This window comes from Runella limosa DSM 17973 (assembly GCF_000482465.1).
GTDB classification, from domain to species: domain Bacteria; phylum Bacteroidota; class Bacteroidia; order Cytophagales; family Spirosomataceae; genus Runella; species Runella limosa.
On the sequence record NZ_KI519427.1, the window covers coordinates 77,396 to 101,467 of the forward strand.

Sequence of the window (24,072 nt, forward strand, 5' to 3'; positions counted from 1 at the left end):
TGAAATTGACTTAAAAACCAAATTTTATAAAATTTTGTACTGGTTGGTTACGTAGCGTATTAGAGAAGTACACCACAAAAAGAAAACGACGAAAACGAAATGGATAACCTTATATATATTGTTTCGTTTCGCTATATATATTTATATATATTCGTTTGTTTCGTTCTTGGTTTTATTATACTTCAATGCTCAATTGTTGGCTATTTTCTGGAATTTGGGTTAGGCAAACGACGTATTTTTGTTCATCAATGGTTACGAGGTTTCTTGCAAGCATATCGTTCAACTTATTTTGCCCTGTTTTGATACTGGTTGAAGTAATGTTTGAAATTAGCTTTGTTAATTCATCCCTTTTTATACGCTTACGGTCTTTAAAGCAGGTATGTACTAATTGAAGTAGTGAATCTTCCTTTACTTTCTTGATAATGGTTGCAGTAGTGTCAGGAGTAATGCGCTGAACCCTATTTTTATCAATGTAAGCAAAGTGAATAGGCTTAAACATTTTCGTGCCTCTGGATTTACCTCCGTACTTGATTTCAAACACTTCTTTAGATTCGTCAAACTTTACGGTTGCGATACCTGATGCTTTCCGTTCGCTTTGTTGCCCGTAATGCCCTCTTGTTTCTCCGTTACCCTGATTTAAGTGAATGACGTTGATAATTGAAGTTTGATGTGTTTGAGCGAGCTTTATAAGAGTTTCAACGGCCTTTATGGAAGATGTTTCATCGTTTACCCCTTCAAGGGTATCGGCGCCGCCATCAATGAAGATTAAATGTATATCGTCGTAAACTTTAAATAAATCGCTTATTGCAGATTGCCGCCGTTCTATATCTAACCCTAGAAAATCAAGTACTTTAAAGTTTTTTGGGGTTTCTTTTACGTTTAAATACTTCAAAATTTGGTCGTGCATATCTTTAACCAGACTATCAGGCATTTCGGTATTTATGTAAATAACAGGCTTATTTTTAGCTGGTTTTACGTTAATAGTTAAGTCGTCAAACCAACTAGGTTTTTCATTCGTAAGGGCTAACGTTATCATTACCCTTAAAACCGTACTCTTACCACTACCTTTTTTGCCGTTTAGAACTGATACCCCTGCCTTTATTGCGAAGTTGCTGCTATCTATGGTAATAATGGGTTCAACAGGTTTTATTTGTGACTTGTCAGTAATTGTTATTTCTTCAAAGAAATTGACAAGTTCTTGTCCGCCAAGTTGTTTATTGTTAGAATTTTTCATAAAATTACAGACTTGAAATTTAATTATCGAATTTTGATTAAATAGCAAAAACCAAAGGACTTTTAGCCCTTTGGTTTTTTTATTATACTACTGTATTGTGGCTTGTTTTATGTACTTATCAACAACAAACTGTTTTAATTCCAACTCTAATTTTAAACGCTCTTTGAGTGCTATTTGAGCATCTACAAGCCTGTTAAAAAGGTCAGTTGGTAAGTGTTCGGCCAATTCGCCGTAAAGTCCTTCAAACTCTTTTATTTGAGTTATTTTGTCAATTTGCGTTTCCATAATAGCGGATTTTAAAAGGGTTAAACAGCTTTGTTGTTATTGAAAATGTTAGCTACTTCTTTTACTACGGTTTCATTTTTCTTTTGAGCGTAAAACCGTTCAACCATTGCACGGGTATTGCCCAAATGAGCCGCAACGGTTTCGAGTGATGCACCCGCGTTGAGTAGATAGGTTGCGCAAGTTCTACGAGCTACGTACCAAGTAAGGGGGAAACGGGAAAACCCTGCTAGTGAGGCAAGGGCTTTTAATTTTCGGTTAGCGTCTTGGTCTGATTGAGTGGGTAGGAGCCGCCCTGTTCTTTGGGCGAAATCGGCATACTTTTGGAGTATAGCGACGGCCACGGGGGAAAGGGTAACAACGGCCTTTTTATTGGTTTTACTTCTTGGATGGCATAAATACCAAATGCCGTCCGTCGTTTGAAAAATATGCTCTAAACGGAGTTCGGCAAGGTCTTTATGCCCAAAAGCGGAGTAACAGCAAAAAACAAAAAGGTTACGCACTCTATCCAATTCAGGGTCGAGAATTTTTAATTCTTCTATTGCCTTTAACTCACTGTTGGTGAGTGCTTTAATGTCTTTTGGTTCGACTGACCAACGATAAACAGAAAGTACGTTCCTGTTTGTCCATTCGTTAGCCATTGCATAGGTTAAACACGTCTTTAGGTACCGGCAAACTTTGGCCGTATATACATCAGAATAACCGCACTTTGCACGTAGAAATGAGTCAATTTGCTTGCCTAAAATTGGCTTTAGGTCGTCTAATGGTACGTTATCAGTTTGGTACTGGTATTTGCAGAAATCAATAATGATAGAACGCCATTTGTTAAACCTTGAAAATGAACGTTTACTAAGTTTGCCCGACTTCATTTCGTCAGTTCTTGACTCGTTGTAGTGTAGTAAGGTGTCAGATAGGTTTGGCACTTGGTTAATCCAACTCTTTTTATTGGTCAGGCACTCCATAAGCATTTTGGCCGTCATTGGACGGCCTCGGTGCTGGAAGTTATAAAAGATGTCATCTAATTGTGCTTTGAGTTGAGATAAGTATTTGGTTTTGTGTTCATTACCAAGTACTTCGCTGCTTTTACTGTCCCATTTTTCGCCGTTCTCAATTCGTATGCCTGTTACTACTTTAGTGCTTGCTATGCCATTGTAGTACACGTGCATACGGACGGTTAATTTATTTGTCCGATTACTCTTTGAAGTGGTAAAAATGAGTTTGGCCGTTGTCAGCTTGTTAACCTGTTTTTGTTTGGGTACTTTTACTTTGTTTTCCATTTCTTAGCGGATTTTGGTTAAACATTTCAGCCCGTGACTGTTCCAGCAGTTCACGGGCTTTGCTTTAAAAAAGGTCTGTTACAGGGACTTTAAAAAAATCTGATAGGCTTTTAGCTTCAAATGCGTAAATAGGCAACTTACCCCGCATCAGCATCCCAAAACGCTTTTGGTTTATTCCTATTTCATTGTAAAATCTATTGTTAGGCTTCCATTTGCCACACATACGCTCTTCGTATTGCTTGACGACCCTTTGCAACGGTGTTTGTTCAGTTGTTGTCATAAATCTTTAATGGTTAAATTGTGCCACAATGTTGGCAATAAATAAAATAGAATACAAGTATTTTGCCAATAAAATGGCAAAATATTGCAAATTAAAAGTATTGATACTGCCAATTAATAGTCCAAAAGTGCCATTATATTTGTAATATGAACATATCACTAAACATAAGGAAGCTACGTGAAGCCAACAGGCTCACCCAAAATGATATTGCAGAACGGTTAGGTATAGATGGGTCTAACTACGCTAAACAGGAAAAGCGCGGAAATAAGTTAAGCATTGAGCAGGTTGAAAAAATTGCCGATGCTTTAGGTGTATCAATGAAGGTGCTAATATTCGGAGACAAAGAAGATAATAACCAAATTTTGGTAGAAACAAAATTAGAGCAGGTCAAAAAATTAACTGACCTAAATGACCAATATTTGCACACAATCAAGGTTTTAACTGAAATCTTAGAAGATTTTAAAAAGCATGATAAAGAGTTTAAAGACAATATAACATCCTTAAAATCAGCCTTATTAAATGACTTATCCCGTTTAGAAAAAATCGAATTGTCATTAAAATCTATGCCCCTAGAATCTGTCAACTGTGATACTGATGAAGTGACATATAGGGACACTTTATTACTTTGTTGTCAAGAACTAAAGGCTATTTACAACGGCCTAGTAAAAAGCATTGTGTAAAAATCAGGTATTATTCTTCTCTATACCTGTGTATTTAATTGGTTGATATACAGGCAGTTGTTTGAATTTTTGACCTTGTAGATTTTAAAACCAATGTTCAATTTAGGTATCAAATCAAATTAAATGCTTGATTTTCAGTAAATTGTACCCTTTAAATAAATCCGTTAGGTCCTACAAAAACCCTCAAAACACGCTGTTTTGAGGGTTTTTTATTGGATAAATAACTCATTTACTCTCCCTTTTTCAAAAATGAAACCGTATAATACGTCACTACATTGACGTCCTTGCCGCGTACCGTGCCAGGCTTCCATTTCAACGGAATTTCCTTTAGCAAACGCTGTGCTTCGTTATCGAAAGGAGCGCCAATACCGCGCCAAACCATGGGTTTGAGCGCATTTCCTTGGTCATCGACAGTTAGTACCAACGTTACTTTTTCTACACCTTTGAGGGCTGCCGCCGCTTGGAGTTGTTGGTTGTGCTCGTAGAGCCATTGCTCAAACGCCGCCTTATCAATCGGCTCAGGTTTGGTGCTCAACTCTCTATCATCTTCTTTGTAAACGGCCCGAACTTGCCCATTGGCGGCCGATTGAGTGGGTGCGCATGAATTGAGCGTAATAGCAACCACGAAAAGACTAAAAACGAATGCTACTTTCATCATTAGGGGTGAGGTTTGTAATTACAATTTAGGGTGTTGTTTGTGCCAAATAGTGGCATCTTGATATACTTTAGCGACGGCCAACAGCTTGGCTTCGGCATACAGTTGGCCGCTGAACGTAATACTGGTTGGCATACGATTGCGGTTAAAACCGTTTGGTAAACAAATACTTGGGTGTCCCGATAAATTGGTGTACGTAAGGTTGCCACCCGCATAAGTGGGCGTAATATACACGTCTATTTTTTCTCGTTTTAGTATTTGGTACAAATCTTGAATCATTTTGCTACGAACGCGCTGGGCCTGTACGTACTCAACAGCAGGGATGTATCGGGCAGAACGGAACTCGTTAGGCCACGCATTTTTACCCTGATGAACCATTTGGTCGTCTTTGTTGGTCAACGTTAGTTCGTCAAATGCAGCGCCGCCTTCTACCCCAATCGTGATGGTAAGATCACCAACGGGATACGATGGGAGTTCAAACGGAACCAACTCTGCTCCAAGCTGACGAAGTTTGGCAAGGGTCAACGAGTCGTTGGTGCGGCCTGGGTAATTGGATTCAAACGCCTTTTTCAAATAACCGATGCGCGTTCCTTTGAGTGTGGCAAGTGGGGCGTAGTTAAAAGGTAAATCCCGAACGGTGGCGTCTTTGCCGTCGGGGCCAACGATGGCATTAAACACCAGCGCACAATCCTCGACCGAACGAGTCATAGGGCCAATTTTGTCCATGCTCCAGCTCAACGCCATCGCGCCAAAGCGACTCACCCGTCCAAAGGTAGGGCGTAGTCCTGTAACGCCGTTGACAGTAGAAGGAGAAACAATAGACCCCAGCGTTTCGGTACCGATGGCAAACGGCAAACAGCCCGCCGATACCGCCGAGCCCGACCCTGCGGAAGAGCCACTTGCACCCGTTTTGGTATTCCAAGGGTTGCGGGTCATACCTTCAAACCAGACATCACCCCAGGCAAACTCACCTACCGACATTTTTGCCACTAAAACCGCTCCCGCTTTTTCGAGGCGTTCAATGACTGTAGCGTCGTAGGGCAGTTGTTGATTTTTGTAAATATTTGAGCCCCACGTGGTCGGATAACCTGTTTTTGCCAATAAATCCTTAGCGCCGTACGGAATTCCGTGCAGCGGCCCGCGGTACTTGCCTGCCTTGATTTCGGCATCGGCCTGCGCGGCTTGTTTGAGGGCTAAATCTTCGGTGAGGGTAATGACATTGAGCAGGGTGGGGCGGTATTTTTTGAGGCGCTCAAGAAAAAATGTTGTTAGCTCCACCGACGTTATTTGCTTGCTACGAATCAGTGCCCCCAATTCGGTCACGGTATAAAATGCCAAACTATCGTGGTTTTGGGGCAAAGCCACTTTCCCCACGACACTGGCCTGAAAAGGTTTTTTTATCTTTTCAAATTCAAATCCAACGGGGACGGGGTCAAAAAGCAATGCTGGAGCAACATCGTTGGTAAGCGGTACTTTGCGAACTCGCTCAAAGCCTTTGAGTTGGTCGTTGAGGTTATCGAGCATTGAATCCCGTTCGGCGGCCGAAAATTCGATTCCAAATACCTTGGAAGCGTAATTGGCGATGTCGGCGGTAATGGGGTTTTCTGCTGGTCGATAGGCTGTTCCCAGTAAAAAGCTACCTGTACAAGCAGCAATAACCCCCAAGGGAAGTAAAAGTTTTCTCATTGATTTTTAGGTTGATGGTAAAGTAGAACTAATAATAGCAACGATTAAAGCCCGAATGGTGTTTGCAATTTAGTACAAATCTGTATATTTGCAGCCCGATTCGCTCAAAATGCGCCCGTAGTTGTAACGTAAGCATTTAAGTTTTTTGCGCCCGTAGTTCAATGGATAGAATTTTGGTTTCCGGTACCAACGATAGGGGTTCGAGTCCCTTCGGGCGCACGTCTTATTCAAACAGAAAAGAGGCTCTCTGATAAGTCAGAGAGCCTCTTTTCTGTTTGGCTTTTGTAAGAAGTTACACTTTCTTCGCAGGGTTTCCGAATACTCTTCCTCCCGCAGGGACGCTTTCGACCACCACTGAGCCTGCACCTATGCTGGCTCCTTGGCCGATGGTCACGCCCGCGATGATGGTTACGCCTGAGCCAATGAAAGCGTCGTTTTCAATCGTTACGTTGCTTCCAACAACGCTTCCCGCGCCAATATTCACAAAGTCGCCTACTTCGGCACCGTGCTCTACGATGGCTCCCGTTTGGAGGATGCTGTGACTACCCACTTTGGCGGTAGCGTTTACGACGCTTCTGGGTGCAAACAAATTGCCGTGGCCAATTTCGGACAGCGCCGAAATAACCGCCGTGTCGTGAATGGCATTGACTGGCATGATGTGGCGGCGTTCGTTGAGCATTTCGACGAGGTCGCGACGGATAGTCCGTTCTTCAATGGCCACAAACGCTTCACATTTTTTACCAATAAGTTTTAAAAAACCGTCGTCGTCGGTATTGCCTAAAACTGAGTATTCTCCGATTTCGCTGCCGTGGAGTGAGGCGTCGTCATCAAGCAAGCCATACACAACAACATTATTACGTTGAAAAATATCTAAGGCAACAAGTCCTAAGCCTTTTGCCCCAAAAATAAGAACTGGATTTTCCATAAATGATTTTCAGATGATTTCTGGATGCAGCTGCCTTCGCTATTTCTTTTCAGGAAATGGAATAACGAGTTTTTCGCCGCGTGCAGTGATGTTTTGGGTCTTTTTGTTGGCGGCCATGAGTTGCTCTACTGTCACCCCATACTTGGCAGCTACCACCCGTAAAATATCGCCTGGGCCCACGGTATGAATCGCCTGTACCCGAATTTTAATCTTGGTTACGCCCGATTTGACGTCTTTGCTTTCGTCTTGAATGTTTGGATTGGTGCCTTTGAGGGTAGTACCTCGCACGTTGTAGCGATTGGCAATACCATAAAATGTTTCTCCTGCCTGAACAACGTGCGTAATTTCAATTCCGCCAGGGTCAACGGCCACGGGTTTGGGCTTTTCAGCTGGTTTTTCTTCCGTTTTTTTAGGCGTTTCATCCTCTTCTGGGCGTGGCGTAGCGGTGGCTAATTCTTCGTCCGCAGCGGGCGCAGGTGTCGATTTATCGTCGATAGCGACATCGGCATTTTCGGTTTGCTCAGTGGATGCAACAGCCGCAGGGTCTGTATTTTCAGGTACAGGCTGAAGCTCACGGGCGTTAGGGTCAACGGGCGTGTTTAAGAGCTGGTCCACATCGGCGGCATCGTCGGCGATATACTCATAGCCAACATAAAGTAGCCCAGCAATCATCGCAACCAAAACAAGTAAAGAGATGTAGGGTAGTTTAGAAGCCTCGTCAGGACGACGGTTTCTATTTTCGTTTTCAGACATGTGTATTAAAAAAAAGTTGAGAACATTTGAGGATACTTCCGATTTGTACTATTCTCAGAAATAACGCCGCGACAAGCTACGGAACTACAAAACAAAGGCAAATTTTATGCCATAGTTTTTTGGGCTTCTTGGCTCATTTCGGCTACTTTTTGCTTCAAAGACTCTTTGTAGTCGGCGAGTTGGTTGGCTACGTTTTCGTCGAAAGTACCTACAATTTGTACGGCCAACAACCCCGCATTTTTGGCGCCGTTGAGCGCAACCGTTGCTACTGGAACACCACTTGGCATTTGTAAGATAGAAAGCACCGAATCCCAGCCGTCGATAGAATTACTACTTTTTACAGGAACTCCAATCACGGGAAGGGTAGTGAGTGAGGCAATCATGCCAGGCAAATGAGCGGCTCCACCAGCTCCCGCAACGATGGCTTTTAGTCCCCGCGCACGAGCAGTTTTTCCGTACTCAACCATTTTTTCGGGGGTGCGGTGCGCCGACACGATGTCTATTTCGTAAGCGATACCAAATTCTTTTAAAACATCAACTGCTTCTTGCATGACCTTGAGGTCGGAGAGGCTGCCCATTATGATTCCTACCATGCTGTGTTTGTGTCTATTAGTTGCTATAATACGAGCTTTTGACGGCTTTGTCAACTCTATCGTGTTAATTCTCGTTTGATTTTGCGTAAATTGCGGCACAAAAATAGTATTTTTCTAATGAGTAACGAATTAGAACAAACCATTATTCAGCTCACAACGCCTTTGTATGCGCTTTTGATTGGGCTGGAGGCTTTGTTGAGCCACCGTCAGCACCGTGATTTTTACACTTGGCGTGACACCCTTACCAACTTCGTTTTGATGCTCCTCAACGGAGGAATCGATTTGGCCTTTCGGGCGGTCTATGTTGTTGTTTTGGTATGGTTTTATCAATTCCATGTCACGGTCATTGATAACGTTTATTTGTACTGGTTTTTGCTATTTCTGGCCGAAGATTTTGTGTTTTATGTTTTACACGTCGTCGATCACTATTGTCGATTGTTCTGGGCAGTACACGTCACACATCATTCGTCTGAGCATTTCAACTTAACGACGGGCTTCCGTTCGTCGGTATTTCAGCCCCTGTATCGTTTTGTTTATTTTATTCCATTGGTACTTTTTGGGTTTAAACCTGCGGATATTGTCCTAATGTATTCGATTACCCAGACTTACGGAATTTTGGTACATACCAATTACTTAGGGAAATTGGGCTGGCTTGGGTATGTATTTGTGACACCTTCCCACCACCGCGTTCACCATGCTTCCAATGTAGCCTATTTGGACAAAAATATGGGAATGTGCCTTATTATTTGGGATAGATTGTTTGGTACTTTCCAAGAAGAGCTTGACCAAGAGCCTGTACGTTATGGACTTACGAAGTCGTTGGAAGATACAAGTTTAGGCAATACCATTTTTCACGAATGGAAAGCCATTGCCAAGGACTTGGGACGGAATGTGGGGATTGGAACAAAATTAAAATACCTTCTCAATCCCCCTGGCTGGTCGCATGATGGGAGCACCATGACGAGCAATCAGTTGAGAGAGGTGGAGGAAAAACAAAAATCTAGCTCTTCAGTGACGACTCTCTAATCACCAAGGCGGCAGGAAGCATCAGGCTTTCTGCCGAACTTTTTTGTACGGCTTCGTTTAAAAAAATACGGGCAGCTTCGGCCCCAATTTGTTTGCCAGGACGCTGCACCGTCGTAAGCGAAGGAAAGATATAGGCCGAAATGGGGGAGTCATCAAAACCAACGACGGCCACTTGGTTGGGAATGTGCAAACCTCGCTCTTTGATGACGTGCATCGCCCCAATCGCTACTTGGTCGTTGACCCCAAAAATGCCGTCGGGAGGTTGTAGTAAATCCAGTAGCCGTTGGGTAGGAATGATGGCACTTTCGATTTTAAAATTGGTACTCACAATCAATTCCTCTACAACGGGCAGATTGTATTTTTTCAAGCATTCGGTATAACCCAGAAAACGATGCTCAGTAATGGCCAAGCCCTGTGGCCCTTTGAGATGCGCAATGCGTTGGCAGCCCATTTTAATGAGGTGTTCGGTAGCGGCAAAAGCCCCTAAATAATCGTCGATGGTGACGCGCCCTGCTTCAAACCCTTCGTATTCGCGGTCAATAAAAATCAAAGGTACTTTGCGCTGAATAATGCTTTCGAGGTGTTCATAATGGCCCGAATCGTAGGTTTCTTGCGAAATAGACAAAAATATACCTTCTACGCGGTTGGCCAATAGTTTTTCTACGTATTCTTTTTCCAGGGCATAACTTTCATTGGTAACACAAATATTCATCAAATAGCCTTGCGGCTGAAGCACACTCTGAAGCCCTTCGATGATGGTGGTTTCGTGTTGGTGATTGAGTGAAGGTACGATGACACCCAACGTGCCCGTTCGTTTATTGAGCAGGCTCAACGACACCGAATTGCGTTGATAACCCACTTTTTGGGCATATTCTTGCAAGTTTCGGCGGGTATCTTCATTGATCAACGGGTGATTGTTCAATGCCCTCGAAACAGTAGATGGAGAGCACTTAAACTTTCGTGCAATGTCTTTGATGGTAACGGGGCGGTCGGTGGCCATGCGAGTTGGGGTGAATTTGCTAGCTCGAAAGTACAGAATAGTGTTGAAATGAGCGTTATATTTGGAAGAAATGTACCTTTACATCTTCATCATCAACTCACTATGCTAACGAACGTAGAACACCTCGGTATTGCCGTAAAAAGCCTAGCGGCTTCGGACGAATTGTTTACCAAATTATTCAATATTGCTCCTTACAAACACGAAGAAGTAGCTTCGGAAGGCGTGACTACTTCTTTTTTCAAAATCAACCAAACCAAAATCGAATTACTCGAAGCAACCAATCCCGACAGTCCGATTGCGAAATTTGTGGAGAAAAAAGGCGAGGGGATTCACCACATTGCGTTTGAGGTGGACGATATTTTATCTGAAATGGAACGGCTTAAAAATGAGGGATTTGTGCTACTGAACGAAACGCCCAAAAACGGTGCAGACAACAAACTGGTGTGTTTTCTTCACCCCAAAGGCACCAATGGCGTATTGATTGAGCTTTGTCAAGAAAAAAAGACTGATTGAAGATGAACATAAAACTATTTATCTACATGGCCATCGTAGTCGCCGAAATCATCTGCGGCTATGTGGGTTTTCGGGAAGGCGTATATGTATTGAAGCCCCTCATTATGTTATCGCTCATTTATTGGCACCTCGACTACCTAAAAACGCATCCGTTGCTATGGATTGGGATGTGGTTTGGCCTGGGCGGTGATGTGTTTTTGATGTTTAGCGGAACGAACATGTTCATGGCGGGACTTGGGTCTTTTTTGGTGATGCAATTGTTTTACATAACAGCATTCACAAAGCAAAAAACGGCCAAAGGAAAGCAGGAATTAACAGGTAAAACTTGGAAACTTGTGGCACCCTTTGCGCTGTACGGACTGAGTTTTTTGGCGATTTTATACCCCTCGATGATGAATAATGCTGCTACGAAGGGGCTTTGGATTCCCGTAGTGGCTTATTCGGTGTGCTTGTGCAGTATGGGGGTGGCGGCGGCCTTGCGCAAATATTCGGTTCGTCAAGCGAGTTATGTTTGGGTTTTGGCGGGGGCGGTGCTGTTCATTTTGTCCGATTCTACCATTGCGCTTAATAAATTTATGCAACCTTTTGACGCTTCATCGCTCTTAGTGATGACGACCTACGCGGCGGCACAGTGGCTGATTATTTGGGGAGTGAAGAAGTAACAAAAGGCAAGGGGTAATTCGTGGGTCGGGTTGCTCACAACCCGATGAGTGCTTTTGACACCCCGACGTTAGGAGGGGCCTGTTACTACTCGGGTATAGATTCCTCGTTCCTCGGAATGACAAAATATTAAAAAGGATAACCAATTCCGATGTTAAACACGGGCAAATTGGCGCTGGAGCGACGGAATGAAAACCGTGGAAGCACATAACGCTCGTCGATGGTAATGGCATTTCCGTTGGCATCTTTGGTTTCAAAAATGCGGCTCGGGTCATAGACTTTGATACCCATGTCGAGGCGAAAAATGAAGTAAGAAAGGTCGTAACGCAGCCCTACGCCCGTGCCTACTGCAATCTCTTTGTAAAAACGACTGACGTCAAAAGCTCCTTTGAGGGTATTTTGGTTGGGCGTGGCGTTTTTGTCGAGGCGTAAGCGCCAAGCATTACCAGCGTCGATGAACAAAGCGTAATTAACATCGCCCACAAACCGAAACAAGTGTCCCCGAAGTTCGAGGTTGGTTTCCATCAAAACGTCTCCTAGTTGCTCAAAACGATACTCAAAGCTGCTGTATTCTGTGATGCCAGGCTGCAAAGTGGTGGTTGTACCGTTGCGGAAAATCGGACTTCCCGTTTGCAAATCGACATTGGGGTAGGCCGAACCAAGCCCTAGCCGTCGAGGTGGCCAGGCCCTGAGGCTGTTGCTACCACCGCCCGTAAGCGATTTTTCGTAGGGAGAGACGCGTCGGTTGTTGTAATTAAAAATCAAACCAGCATTGGCCCGATAGACCAGCGTACTTTTGGGGCCAATGGGGTGGTAGGTTCGGTATTCTCCGTTGAATTTCAAAAACTTATACAATTCAAAGCCATCGAGGATGAGGGGGAGTTTTTGTTGCCGGAGAATGTTGAGCGATGTCCCTCCAGCTTCTACAAACCAGCGCAAATAATGCGCTTTTCGATTTTGACCAATGATGTTGTTATTAAACACATACGAAAAACTCATGCTCGAAATAACCGCCGATTGAAAGCTGAATTTCAGTGGATTGCCTCCGTAGGTGTAAAGTGAATCCAACAAATAGGAAAACTTTTGGCTTTGTTTACTTTCCAAAATGCTCAAATCAATGGGCGTAAAGTTGAGGTATTCGTACTCGCTTTTTTTCCAGTTGTAGCGTAAACTCGCCTGAAAACCACTTCGTACAAAGTCGGGGTCAGCACCTAAGAAGTCGCGGTTGGTGTAGTTGTAGCCAAGGCTCAAAATGCTTCGTGGGGTTTTGCGGTTGAGGCGCGACGCGAGTTTGCCAGGAAATAAAATACGAGGAAAAATGAGGGCAGTATTGGCACCAAGTTCTAGCGTACGAACGAGTTGAGAGGTGTTGTTTAACCCAAAATTGGCATCCAGTGCCCCGCGCAGCGACACCTCGAAGTTTTCGAGTCGTCCAAAAATATTACGAACTCGAAATGTGCCGTTTAAAAACGGCCCAGGGAGGTTTTGTACCACGTTGACGCCACTTTCGCCCGTTACTTGGTATTTGTCTTGGGGCAATACCCGAATGAGCGTCCGAATTTGGCCGTTGGTGGTATCCGATTCGATGTTAATAAACTGAAATTGGTCAAGCACACTCAACTGACGGTAGGTCTCTTCCCAATCGCTCTGCTTATACAATGCCCCTGGGCGAAGCAAAATTTTGCTGTCCAAAACGCGCGGGGCGTAGTTTTGCTTGGGCAAAAATGAATATGTAATCCCGCGAAAAGAGGTCGTAGAGCGCGGTGTACTATTGGGGTCGCTGGGAAGCGGCTCAACCCGAAAGCCTACGCTGCTAAACCGATATTGGGTATGCGTGGTCTGGTTGCGGGGATAATTGACCTGCAAACCTTTAATGTCCACGATATGAAACAAGGAGTCGGTGGCGGGGTCGTGCGCGCTAGTATCTACCAAAAAACCACCATATCGTTTCCCAAGAGCATTTTGAACAGGGCGCAAGTAGTTTTTGTCAAAGCCATAGTAGCCGTTTTCACGCATCAGGCGTTCAATGCGCCCACTTTCGTTGATGACGTCGCTATTGCGGTAGTTTTTGTTAGATTTCAAAAAAGACACTTCCTTGTTTTTTTGCAACAAGGAGTCAATGGCGGCATCTTTGTGGGTAAAAATATCGACGTTTCGGAGGCGGTGCGGAAGCCCTTCTTTGATGATATAGGTGGTTCGAACGTGGCGCAAAAGGGTATCGGTAGCAAAAGAGACGTGGGCGTCGCGATAGCCTTGGTTAATCAAATAATTTTTGATTTTCTGGGCGTTACTTTGCGCATCTTTGTCCGAAAAATAAACGGGAGGCTCTCCCACGGTTTGCATCCACCAATTGCCCGACTCGATGCGTTTTTGGTATTTTGTTCCCAATCGTGTGTACTTGCGGCGCAGTTTGGCAAGCTTTCGGCTATCGTTGGCATAGCGCTCAAACTGGAGTTCGTAGTAGCTGGTAAGGGAATCAAGTTTTTGGCGCGCAGGTTCGCGGTCGTAGCGTTTGTCGAAATACTGATACACCCACAGCGAAACCGTTGCTCCAGGTATGGCCAAAAACCGCTTGTTGGGACGTTGGGGGAGGAGAGCGGCCAAATCTTCGGTTTTGACGGCACTATTTCCTCGGAAACTTTGGTTTCCAAGCAAAAATTCATCTTTTTTGAGGGTGCTTTTGGGAGAACAAGCACCTAAAATAAGAAGAAAAATCAGCGACAAATACCCCAAAAAGGGGCGAAAATGAGTTGCCTTATTGTGCATTATCGACAATTATATACCTGATGCTTTCTAAGAACGTATTAAAATACCTCACCTCGCTTCAACAAAAAAAATACCGTCAAGAATACGGCGCTTTTTTGGTGGAAGGGGCTAAAAGTGTCCTTGAACTACTTGCCTCCGATTTCGAGGTAGAAATGGTGGTGGCAACCGACAAATTTTACAAAGAAAACACGCGAAGCTTAGAGAAACAACCTTTTCGGGTTGAAATAGCTACGCCTGACGAGCTTGTACGGGCAGGAACGCTGCAATCCAATGATGCGGGGCTTGCCGTGGTTAAAACGAAATCGAACGATTTTTTGTATGCCGAAGAAGGAGAATACGTGCTAGTGCTAGATGATATTCGTGACCCTGGCAACCTTGGTACGATGATTCGGATTGCGGATTGGTACGGGATTCGTAAAATGGTGTGTTCGACTACTACCACCGATTGGTATAACCCCAAAGTGGTGGCCGCCAGCAAAGGCTCGTTTACGCGAGTTCAGGGCTTTTATACTGATTTAGGGGCTTATTTTGAACAAATTAGCGTTGGAAACGCTAGGCCAATTGCGCACCGATTGGAAATCGGTGCGAGCGGGCAAGGTAGCGTTGGAAACGCTGGGCCAGTTGCGCCCCGATTGGAAATCGAGGCGAGCGGGGCGAGCGTGTATGGGACGTTTTTGGAAGGGAAAAATATTCACCAAGTTACGTTTGCCAAAACAGGCTACATCGTGATGGGCAATGAGTCGAATGGCATTGGTAGCGTTGTTGAAAAATTTGTGACGGACAAGGTGACAATTCCTCGTTTCGGAGAGGCCGAATCACTCAATGTGGGCATTGCCACCGCGATTGTGCTGGATAATTGGCGGCGATAAAATGGGGGTGAGACTGAACTTCTCGCCCCCATTTTATCGCGTCAGAGACGCTGGGACGTTGTGTCCCCAAATCGGAGTTTGGGGACAGCAGTCATCGAAGTTTGGGAACAGCGAAGGACGCTAGGCCGTTGTGTCCCCAAATTGGAGTTTGGGGACAGCAGTCAGATGCAAACAGACCGAAAGTATTGAAGACTACTTCAAACTACGTAGTGGGAAGTTTTGAGCGATTAGGTCAAAATCGGTGTCATTGTGTACCAACAGATAATCGTACTGTAAAGCTGTTGCTGCAATGAGGCAATCGGTACTTTTGCGAATAGTCACTCCCTTTTTTCGTAAATCAAAATATAACTTAGCTGCTGATACCGAAATGTTTTGCCAGTCGGGGGGGGGCAACTTTTATCATCGCTTTTCACCATTCATAATTTTTTTTAAAATAAAATTGGTTGATATGTCAACTTGTTTTACATTTGCAGCATGGAATCTAATCAAAGCATACATATTAAGGAAAACATCTGGAAACACTTGGGCCAGTATCTCACCTTCAACATCAACCACGTATCGCACTTATTTGTGCGAAAAGTTAATCATGAGTTGGGACAGACGGGGTTATCCATTCAGATTGAACAGTTCCCGATTCTGTTTTTGGTTCGTTATGCGGCAGATGAGCCTCTTTCTCAGCAAGATATTGCCAATTTCCTACAAAAGGACAAATCGGCCATTCAGCGTTCCATTCGCACATTAGAGAGAGATGGATACATCCGAATCGTCAGTGATGACGTTGATCGTCGCCGCAACCTTATCCACTTGACTCCCGCTGGGAAGTTTGCCGTGGACAGAATTGCCGAAATGACGGCAGTGATTAATCAAGAAGTAACAGGAAAACTTACCCAAGAAGAGGTAGAAACCCTGATGAGGCTTTTGCAAAAAATAGCTTCCAACATTGAATTTTAAATTTTTTATCCAATTAGTTGACATATCAACTTATAATTTTTCTTAGTAAAGTACAACCATGAAAAAAATCGCAGTCTTTTTAACGCTTCTGCTGTCAGCGTCGCTACCGAGCTTCGCGCAGCAAACGTGGTCGTTGAAAGCTTGCCTCGACTACGGCCTTCAGCATTTTGGTTCGGTGCGAATCGCTCAGTACCAACAAGAGACGGCCAACGAGCAAGCTCGGCAAGCCTTGGGCACGTATCTGCCGCAAGTATCGGCGACGGGAAATTTCACCGATAACCTCAAACTCCAAAGCACGCTCCTTCCAGCGGGCTTTGCAGGTCCCGAACCCAAGCGGATTTCGTTGGGCTCGAAGTATCAAACAACTGCTTCGGCACAATTGACCCAGACCATTTATGACAAAGCCGCTTTGCTTGGGTTAAAAGCAGCAGCGCCCAATCAAAAATTGGCTGATTTGTCGATGCGTCAAACGAAAGAGGAAATTATTTACAACATCGCCAGCAATTACTACCAAGTATTTATTGTAAAACAGCAGATTGCGTTGTTGAAAGATAACTTAGACCGTACCGAAAAAGTGTTGAATGTCTTGCGATTACAGCGCGATAATGGCGTCATTCAAGCCATTGACGTGACCAATACGGAGGTGACTTATAATAATACACGCTCGCAGTTGGCATTGAGTGAGAGCAATTTGGCGTTGGCCTTAAACCGCCTCAAGTACCAAATGGGGCTTACGCAAGACCAAGAAGTGAACGTGTCGGATTCGTTGTTGTTGCGCCAAACTCCGCAAGCAGATATCAGTCAATTTAACGCACCAGGGTTGGTTTCCTACCAAAAAGCGGCAACAAATTTAGAGTTGCAAAAGCTTCAATTGCAGCGAATTAAAGCGGGGTATCAACCTACGTTGAACTTTACGGCCAGTTATGGTACGATGGCGTTAGGAAATCAGTTTGCCGATGGATTTCGCAGTTTTACAGGCTTCGGAAGTGTGGGTTTACGTTTGAATGTGCCGATTTTCGACGGTTTTCAGCGGGATGCGCAATACAAACAACAGCGCCTCACGATTTTGACCCAAGAAGAACAATTGCGGATGAATGTGGCGGCGTTTGGGTTGCAGTTTAACAACGCCCAAACCCAAATTCAAAAAGCAAGCACAAGCATCCAAAACGATGAACGTACGGTAAAACAAGCACAAGAAGTCTATAACGTCGTGACGTTGCAGTACAAACAAGGTACCAAGTCGTTGACCGACCTCATCAATGCTGACAACTCGTACCGTCAATCTCAATCGAATTATATTAACTCACTCATTAATTTTTACCAAGCACGCCTTGACCTCGAACAGTCGCAAGGAACGTTGCTAACTTTCTATAATCAACTCTAGACATGAAGAAGTCATCATTAATCGTCGCTCTGGTTTTGGTAGTCGCTGCGTCACTGATTGCATTTCGATTGACGGCCAATAAAAAGAAAATTGATGCCCAAAAAGCATTACCAACCACCAATAATAATACGCCTATTCCTGTGACTGTCAGTCAGGTAGCCGAAGGAGAGGTGTCGCAACAATTGATTAAAACGGGAAACTTGGTGCCGTTTAAGGAAGCCGCTATTACGGCCATGACCGCAGGGCGCGTTACCAACGTAAACTTTGAATTGGGTTCGCAAGTAAGCCAAGGCGCAGCTTTGGTGCAGCTAGATAACAAATTGAAAGAATTATCGCTCGAATCGACGCAGTTGACTATCAACAAACTCAAGAAGGATGTGGAGCGTTATACGACCTTGTTGGCAGGAAACGCAACGACCGAAATCCAGCTCAACGAAGTAAAGTTCAACTACGAAAATGCGCTGAATCAGGCGGAACAAATCAAAAAACAGATTGCGGATGCAGCCATCAAAGCTCCGATTAGTGGCCGAATTGTGAAGAAAGACATCGAACCAGGCGAGTTTGTGGGAGCAGGAACGGTGGTCGGGACGATTTTGGACGTGGCGCGTTTGAAAGTGGATGTTCAGGTCAATGAGAGTGATGTTTATCAGTTGAAAATTGGGCAAATGGTGAAAGTAACGACCGATATTTTCCCTAACAAAGTATTAAGTGGTAAAATCAGCTACATCGCACCGCAAGGGAGCAATGAGCATAACTATCCAGTGGAGATTACAATTGCTAACCCTGCGGGATTGAAAGCGGGTACGTTTGTGAACGTCGATTTTTCCCAAAAATCAAATCAGCGGGCGTTGCTTATTCCACGTTTGGCGTTGGTAGAAAGTTTGAAAAATCCGTACGTCTATGTGATTAACAACAACGTAGCGCACCAACGTATCATCAAAGTAGGACGTGAATTGGGCGATAACATTGAGGTGCTCAGTGGCCTTGAAACAGGCGATGTGGTGGTCGTTACGGGTCAATTGAACCTGAGCGAAGGGCGTAACGTACAGATAACCAAATAGATGAAGTGTCGAATGTAGAGTGCAGAACGTCGAATGAGTCCTAGTAAAAATAGTGTCGAGTGCATAAGGAAGATTGTCGAATTATGAATTTCTATTCGACATTTTGCACTCGATACTCGACATTAAATTCGACATTCTGCACTCTACCCTCGACATTAAAAAAATACAACTATGTCAATTACAGAAATAGCCGTTAAACGACCCTTGTTGGTCACTACTGTTTTTATCGTCCTGATTTTATTCGGGGTGTTGGGCTATAAACAGTTGTCATATAACTTGTTGCCCAAATTTGAAGCCAACGTTATCAGCGTGGCAACTACCTACATTGGGGCTTCGGCCGACGAGGTAGAAACCAACGTAACGAAACGGATTGAAGATGCGCTGTCATCGTTAGAAGGGTTGGATCGTATGACTTCTACGTCGCAACAAGGCGTATCGTTGGTGACGATTCAGTTGAAAAATGGTGTAAACACGACCTTGGCGCAGCAAGATGCCCAACGGAAGATTGAGCAAATTATCAACTTACTTCCAGACGAGGCCGACCGCCCGATTGTCAATAAGTTTTCGACCGACGAAATCCCCGTACTACGTATGGGGGTGACGGCCGATTTATCACCCACCGAATTGTACGATTTGATTGATGATGAGTTGAAACCACAGTTGGCCAACGTGCCAGGCGTAGGTCAGGTCAATGTCGTAGGTGGAAACAAACGCCAGATTCAGGTCAATGTGGACAGCGATAAGCTACGGGCGTATGGCGTGTCGATTGTGCAAGTGTCACAAGCCATCAACAATGCCAACACTAGCTATCCAGCGGGGCAGCTCGAAACCCGCACCGCCCAGTACGCCATTCGTTTTGACGCTACGCTCGAAACAACGTCGCGCTTGCGTGACTTAGTGGTGGCACGTCGTACCAACGGCAGTGAAATTTTATTGCGCGACGTTGCCGAAGTAGTCGATGCCACGGCCAAACCAACGGCCATCAACCACATCAATGCCAAGCCTTCGATTGGGATTCAGATTAGTAAACAGTCGGATGCCAATGCGGTGTCAGTGAGTGAGTTGGCACGCAAAAAAATGGAGGTTTTGGAAAAACAATACGCCAAATCTCACCTAAAATTTAACATTGCTTCCGACCAGTCGATTTATACCTTGGCTTCGGCCCATGCGGTGGTGGACGACTTGTTTTTGGCGATTCTTATCGTATCAGTTGTGATGTTGTTGTTTTTGCACAGTTTCCGTTCGTCGTTGTTCGTTTTGGTTGCGTTGCCTTCGTCGATTTTACCGACGTTTTTGCTGATGTATTTGGCAGGGTTTTCACTCAACTTGATGACGTTGATGGCGCTTTCGTTGGTCGTAGGGATTCTGGTCGATGACTCAATTGTGGTGTTGGAAAACATCAACCGACACCTCGAAATGGGTAAAGACAAACGAACCGCTGCCCTCGACGGACGGAGTGAAATTGGTTTTACGGCTTTGGCCATTACTTTGGTGGACGTGGTGGTATTCGTACCGTTGGCTTTGACGGGTGGATTGATTGGAAATATTTTGCGTGAGTTCTCGCTCGTGGTGGTGTTCTCGACCTTGATGAGTTTGGTGGTTTCATTTACGTTGACACCGTTGTTGGTTTCACGTTTTGGTAAACTCGAAAGCTTAAATCCTGATAGTTTATGGGGAAAACTTAACCTCGGTTTTGAGCGCTTTATTGATAGTCTTACGGCTGTTTATGTCTATTTCTTAAAGTGGGTGTTGGGTCACAAACGTTGGATGTATCTGACCATTTTAGGGATGTTAGTTGCCACAATTTACCTGGTACCAGCAGGCTTTATTGGGGCAGCATTTATGCCGCAAAGCGACCAAGGAGAGATGAATATTCAACTCGAATTGGCACCGACGGCCTCGATTTACCAAACCAACGAGTTGTCGCAGAAAGCCGAGCAAATGATTATGAAACACCCCGAAGTGACCAACGTCTTTACCAACGTGGGTTACACAAGTACCAACTTTGGGGCGTCGTCCAATAGCAACATTGCCGAGTTGAATATCAAGTTGGTGGATAAAAAACAGCGGACGCTTTCCACGGAAAAATTTGGGCAAATGCTCAAACACGAATTGCTCGAACTGCCAGGTATTAAAGTGACAGTGAGTCCAGCCAGCATTGTAGGGGCATCGCAAGCGCCTATTCAGATTGCAATTAAAGGTACTAACCTCGAAACCATCCGCAAGACAGCGGCGCAGTCATTGGAGATTGTCAAATCGGTGCCAGGTACGCAAGACGTGAAGTTTTCGGTAAAAGATCCTAAGCCTGAAGTAACGGTAAAACTTAACCGCGAAAAAATGGCGCAGTTGGGTATTAGTGCGACAGACGTAGGGATGGCGTTGCAAAACTCGTTCCGAGGAAACGACCGTGCGAAATTCAAGCAAAACGGCAACGAATACGACATTTTGGTCAGCCTCGACCAGTTTGACCGCTCGCGGTTGAACGATGTAAGTCGCTTATTGTTTGTCAATAACCAAGGAAAAACGTTTGAGTTATCGCAGTTTGCGCAAGTGCAGGAGCAATCGGGCGAGAGTGTGTTGGAGCGTATCAACCGCCTTTCGTCGATTACCATAAATGCCCAAGTTGTAGGCCGTCCAGTAGGAACGGTAGGAGCGGATATTCAGAAAAAAATGAATGAAGTAAAACTGCCAGACGGCGTTTCGGTAGAATATTTGGGGCAAATGCAACAACAATCAGACGCCTTTGGAAGCCTTGGCTTGGCCCTCGGCATTGCGATTTTGCTGGTTTACTTCGTCATGGTGGGTCTGTACGAAAGCGTGGTGTATCCGTTTGTGGTGTTGTTTTCCATTCCTGTGGCGTTGATTGGGGCGTTGTTAGCTTTGGCCCTCACGATGGAAAGTTTGACGGTATTCTCAATTGTGGGGATGATTATGTTGCTAGGTTTGGTGGCCAAAAACGCCATTTTGATTGTCGATTTTACCAATCACCTCAAAGAACAAGGCTATGATGTAGTACACGCGCTGATTGAGGCAGGAAAAGAGCGGATGCGCCCCATCTTGATGACGACGCTTGCGATGGTGTTCGGGATGTTGCCGATTGCGTTGGCAAGCGGTGCAGGTGCCGAAACTAAAAACGGGATGGCGTGGGTCATCATCGGTGGTTTGACCAGCTCACTCGTTTTGACGCTCTTTATCGTGCCAGGTACGTACTTGGTGGTTGACCGTATCAAAGAGCGTTTCAGCGGTCGAAAGAAAAAGAAAGCCAAGAAGGCTGATTTGGCAGAAGTAGCCTAGCGGTTATTCTGAAAATTTATTGACAAGGCTGTCTCAAAAGTCTAGTGTCACCAAATTATCTTCGGTCTCTGTTCAACCTCACGGCAGCGGCCGACCGTCCCCTAAATCCCCCTCTCCTTTCAGTAGAGGGGGACTTTAAAAGCTCTTATCCAGAAAGGAGAAGGGTTGGGATGAGGTTGAAACCAAAGAATATTTTGTGGCCTGTTACTTTTTGGACAGCCTCGTTGTATGGCAGGTTTGTGTATCTCTTTCGGGGAGGTTTTGAGAAACCTCCCACACGGTGTACGCGGTGCCGCAGGTTTCTCAAAACCTGCGTACTCGGTTTCTCAAAACCGAATCGTCGCTTGATAAGCATTGTCAGAATCACCAGCAAATGTTTTATATTTGAAAAAAGAAATCACAACCATGGTGCAGACTACACAAAATAATCCAGTATTGCCTCGGACGCTTGCGGAGTTTCAGGAGTGGGAGCCGAACGATGGCCTAAAATATGAGTGGTATGACGGGGAACTAATTCAATTTACAGGAATGAAAAAAAGGCAGTATTACATCTACGATATTTTGAATTTACTATTTATCAATAAAGGCTACTATCAAAAAGGCGTTTTCATTGCCGAACCTGATGTAATGCTTAATAGTATTCAAATGAGAAGACCAGATATTGCGTATTTTACTAGAGCACAAGTATATCAAGGGCGCGAGGGTAATGATGTCATTCCAGAGTTTGTAGTTGAAATTATCTCTGAAACTGACCAGGTTTACCGAGTGGAAGAAAGACTAAGCGAATATTTCAAAGCGGGTGCGGGCGGCGTTCCGCTGAAAGTGGTTTGGAATGTTATTCCTGAGCAAGAAGTGGTGTATGTATATACCTCTCGTCGTAATGTGAAAATTTGCCTCGAAGATGATATTTGTTCGGCTAATCCCGTTTTGTCAGATTTTGAAATAAGTGTCAACGAGCTGTTTGCCCGAGCACAAAACGATAAAGCGCCTACTGCTTAAAAAACAAAAATGCGGTCGGGTAAGTACCTGACCGCATTTGGGTAATTGGGCATTGTGTATATATGAAAGGGATTTTTTAGTTTAATCCACCTTATTTGATGGTAAACTGGCTGCTTCCGATTCTGAAACCTTCGGAATAAACTTCTACGTTGTATTTTCCTGGGCGTAGGCGCTGTGGATTATCGTACATCATTTCAACAGTTTGATTGGTGTTTTGATAAGCCACGCGGTCTTTAGTGGTAAACATCATGTCTTGACCTTGCCAGTTAAACTTCCCAGAACCCATCGCTTCATCTGTGATAACCGCTCCTTCGGGGTCGAGAACACGAACGTAAATTTCTTTTTCGTTTGTTTCTGTCAACGGGTTAGGAGGAAGCGTAAATTGCAGTTTCAATTTGTCCACTCGCTTCGAGCGATAGGTGTCGTCGGTACGAACTTTACCTTTTGGTGAAACGGCCAACACTTTGATATTTTCGGCTTTAAGCGCCGCCCCAATTGCTACTTTCTGGCTAAGTTCACGGTTTTTGCTAGAATAAGCTGTTACCGAATCCGTTAGCTGCATTTTGGTTTGTGTAAGTGTTTCCTTCTCCGTTTTTAGGTTTGTGTTTTCACTGGCTAAAGATTGATTTTCAACCGATAATAAACCGTTTTCTTCTTTTAGCTTCGCAATTTCCACGTCTTTGTCGGCCAAAAACTGCTCGTATTCTTTGATTTTAGTGTTGTATTTAGCTACTTCAAACTTAGCATTTTTACGCAAAGCTGCCTTATCGGCTTCCAATTGCGCCTTCACCTTCATCAGTTCTTCTACGTTTCCGCCCAACTGTTGCACTTCGGCAATCTTGATGTCCAAACTACGCGACACCGAATCCAATTTTGTCTGAGTGAAGGCCAATTCTTTGGCTTTTTGGACGATGCTTACCTCTTTCGACTCCGTTTCTTGTTTTTGGTTATAAAACAAGATGCCAAACGTACCTGTCGCTAAAGTCATGATGATTAGCGCTACCCACGCAAAAGGGCTTTTTCCTTGCTGATTGTTTTCCATGATTGAAATTGATTGTTTGGTGTAACTTAATTAAAGCAAGTAAAGCGGTGTTTCATGTTTTGTATAAATGAGGTTTCGATTGTGTTTGTATGCCAAGAATACCAAAAAAGCCATTCCTGTCCAAAAACGCAGGCGTATGGGT

Annotated in this window: 23 protein-coding genes and 1 tRNA gene; 11 read left to right on the top strand and 13 right to left on the bottom strand. The window is 44.5% G+C overall.

Annotated elements, in window-relative coordinates:
- Nucleotides 1–175: 175 nt before the first annotated feature.
- The 4 genes from K339_RS0126505 to K339_RS0126520 form a co-directional block, all read right to left on the bottom strand.
- Nucleotides 176–1,234, bottom strand: coding sequence for an AAA family ATPase (locus K339_RS0126505; protein WP_157607756.1), 1,059 nt, complete (start codon nt 1,232–1,234; stop codon nt 176–178).
- A gap of 87 nt (nt 1,235–1,321) precedes the next feature.
- A complete protein-coding gene (locus K339_RS0126510; protein ID WP_028526306.1) occupies nt 1,322–1,519 on the bottom strand; it encodes a hypothetical protein in 198 nt (65 codons plus the stop codon).
- A gap of 20 nt (nt 1,520–1,539) precedes the next feature.
- Complete coding sequence (locus K339_RS0126515) at nt 1,540–2,793, bottom strand: site-specific integrase (RefSeq protein WP_028526307.1); 1,254 nt, start codon at nt 2,791–2,793, stop codon at nt 1,540–1,542.
- A gap of 64 nt (nt 2,794–2,857) precedes the next feature.
- Nucleotides 2,858–3,073: a hypothetical protein gene (locus tag K339_RS0126520; protein WP_028526308.1), complete on the bottom strand. Its 216-nt coding sequence runs from the start codon at nt 3,071–3,073 to the stop codon at nt 2,858–2,860.
- 146 nt (nt 3,074–3,219) lie between these two features.
- Between K339_RS0126520 and K339_RS0126530 the strand changes: the two genes are divergently transcribed.
- A complete protein-coding gene (locus K339_RS0126530) occupies nt 3,220–3,753 on the top strand; it encodes a helix-turn-helix domain-containing protein (protein ID WP_028526309.1) in 534 nt (177 codons plus the stop codon).
- Nucleotides 3,754–3,982: 229 nt separating this feature from the next.
- On the opposite strand, the gene K339_RS0126535 is transcribed toward K339_RS0126530, so the two are convergent.
- Together K339_RS0126535 and K339_RS0126540 are read right to left on the bottom strand one after the other, a co-directional pair.
- On the bottom strand, nt 3,983–4,411 hold the full coding sequence (locus K339_RS0126535; protein ID WP_084332324.1) for an energy transducer TonB: 429 nt from the start codon (nt 4,409–4,411) through the stop codon (nt 3,983–3,985).
- 18 nt (nt 4,412–4,429) lie between these two features.
- Entirely contained in the window at nt 4,430–6,094 is a 1,665-nt protein-coding gene (locus K339_RS0126540; protein ID WP_028526311.1) for an amidase, read from the bottom strand.
- Nucleotides 6,095–6,241: 147 nt separating this feature from the next.
- On the opposite strand from K339_RS0126540, the gene K339_RS0126545 reads away from it, so the two are divergent.
- Nucleotides 6,242–6,313 (top strand) — tRNA-Arg (locus K339_RS0126545).
- A 73-nt stretch (nt 6,314–6,386) separates the two neighbouring features.
- On the opposite strand, the gene K339_RS0126550 is transcribed toward K339_RS0126545, so the two are convergent.
- The 3 genes from K339_RS0126550 to purE form a co-directional block, all read right to left on the bottom strand.
- A complete protein-coding gene (locus tag K339_RS0126550) occupies nt 6,387–7,019 on the bottom strand; it encodes an acetyltransferase (protein WP_028526312.1) in 633 nt (210 codons plus the stop codon).
- 39 nt (nt 7,020–7,058) lie between these two features.
- A complete protein-coding gene (locus tag K339_RS0126555; protein ID WP_028526313.1) occupies nt 7,059–7,772 on the bottom strand; it encodes a LysM peptidoglycan-binding domain-containing protein in 714 nt (237 codons plus the stop codon).
- A 104-nt stretch (nt 7,773–7,876) separates the two neighbouring features.
- The gene (purE, locus tag K339_RS0126560) at nt 7,877–8,365 is read right to left on the bottom strand and encodes a 5-(carboxyamino)imidazole ribonucleotide mutase (protein ID WP_028526314.1); all 489 of its coding nucleotides are present in this window, start codon (nt 8,363–8,365) and stop codon (nt 7,877–7,879) included.
- Nucleotides 8,366–8,482: 117 nt separating this feature from the next.
- On the opposite strand from purE, the gene K339_RS0126565 reads away from it, so the two are divergent.
- The gene (locus K339_RS0126565) at nt 8,483–9,391 is read left to right on the top strand and encodes a sterol desaturase family protein (RefSeq protein WP_028526315.1); all 909 of its coding nucleotides are present in this window, start codon (nt 8,483–8,485) and stop codon (nt 9,389–9,391) included.
- Here the strand turns inward: K339_RS0126565 and K339_RS0126570 are convergent.
- A complete protein-coding gene (locus K339_RS0126570) occupies nt 9,366–10,391 on the bottom strand; it encodes a LacI family DNA-binding transcriptional regulator (protein WP_028526316.1) in 1,026 nt (341 codons plus the stop codon). The genes K339_RS0126565 and K339_RS0126570 overlap by 26 nt on opposite strands.
- Before the next feature lie 102 nt (nt 10,392–10,493).
- On the opposite strand from K339_RS0126570, the gene mce reads away from it, so the two are divergent.
- Entirely contained in the window at nt 10,494–10,904 is a 411-nt protein-coding gene (mce, locus tag K339_RS0126575) for a methylmalonyl-CoA epimerase (protein ID WP_028526317.1), read from the top strand.
- Between the two features lie 2 nt (nt 10,905–10,906).
- Complete coding sequence (locus K339_RS34930) at nt 10,907–11,566, top strand: lysoplasmalogenase (protein WP_051398274.1); 660 nt, start codon at nt 10,907–10,909, stop codon at nt 11,564–11,566.
- Between the two features lie 127 nt (nt 11,567–11,693).
- On the opposite strand, the gene tamL is transcribed toward K339_RS34930, so the two are convergent.
- Nucleotides 11,694–14,330, bottom strand: a complete 2,637-nt coding sequence (gene tamL / locus K339_RS0126585; RefSeq protein ID WP_037301985.1) for a translocation and assembly module lipoprotein TamL — start codon at nt 14,328–14,330, stop codon at nt 11,694–11,696.
- Between the two features lie 20 nt (nt 14,331–14,350).
- On the opposite strand from tamL, the gene K339_RS0126590 reads away from it, so the two are divergent.
- Entirely contained in the window at nt 14,351–15,199 is an 849-nt protein-coding gene (locus K339_RS0126590) for a TrmH family RNA methyltransferase (RefSeq protein WP_028526319.1), read from the top strand.
- A gap of 192 nt (nt 15,200–15,391) precedes the next feature.
- Here K339_RS0126590 and K339_RS38055 read toward each other — a convergent pair whose 3' ends face one another.
- On the bottom strand, nt 15,392–15,592 hold the full coding sequence (locus K339_RS38055; RefSeq protein WP_051398275.1) for a PIN domain-containing protein: 201 nt from the start codon (nt 15,590–15,592) through the stop codon (nt 15,392–15,394).
- Nucleotides 15,593–15,673: 81 nt separating this feature from the next.
- On the opposite strand from K339_RS38055, the gene K339_RS0126600 reads away from it, so the two are divergent.
- From K339_RS0126600 to K339_RS34940, 5 genes are all read left to right on the top strand, one after another.
- Nucleotides 15,674–16,150, top strand: coding sequence for a MarR family winged helix-turn-helix transcriptional regulator (locus K339_RS0126600; RefSeq protein ID WP_028526320.1), 477 nt, complete (start codon nt 15,674–15,676; stop codon nt 16,148–16,150).
- Nucleotides 16,151–16,208: 58 nt separating this feature from the next.
- Nucleotides 16,209–17,534, top strand: coding sequence for a TolC family protein (locus K339_RS0126605; RefSeq protein ID WP_028526321.1), 1,326 nt, complete (start codon nt 16,209–16,211; stop codon nt 17,532–17,534).
- 2 nt (nt 17,535–17,536) lie between these two features.
- Complete coding sequence (locus K339_RS0126610; protein ID WP_028526322.1) at nt 17,537–18,595, top strand: efflux RND transporter periplasmic adaptor subunit; 1,059 nt, start codon at nt 17,537–17,539, stop codon at nt 18,593–18,595.
- 171 nt (nt 18,596–18,766) lie between these two features.
- A complete protein-coding gene (locus tag K339_RS0126615) occupies nt 18,767–21,889 on the top strand; it encodes an efflux RND transporter permease subunit (protein ID WP_028526323.1) in 3,123 nt (1,040 codons plus the stop codon).
- Nucleotides 21,890–22,294: 405 nt separating this feature from the next.
- Nucleotides 22,295–22,888 carry a Uma2 family endonuclease gene (locus K339_RS34940; RefSeq protein WP_037301987.1) on the top strand — a complete coding sequence of 198 codons (594 nt, stop codon included), beginning with the start codon at nt 22,295–22,297 and terminating at the stop codon, nt 22,886–22,888.
- Between the two features lie 91 nt (nt 22,889–22,979).
- Here K339_RS34940 and K339_RS0126630 read toward each other — a convergent pair whose 3' ends face one another.
- Nucleotides 22,980–23,930, bottom strand: a complete 951-nt coding sequence (locus K339_RS0126630; RefSeq protein WP_028526324.1) for a DUF8428 domain-containing protein — start codon at nt 23,928–23,930, stop codon at nt 22,980–22,982.
- Nucleotides 23,931–24,072 lie beyond the last annotated feature (142 nt).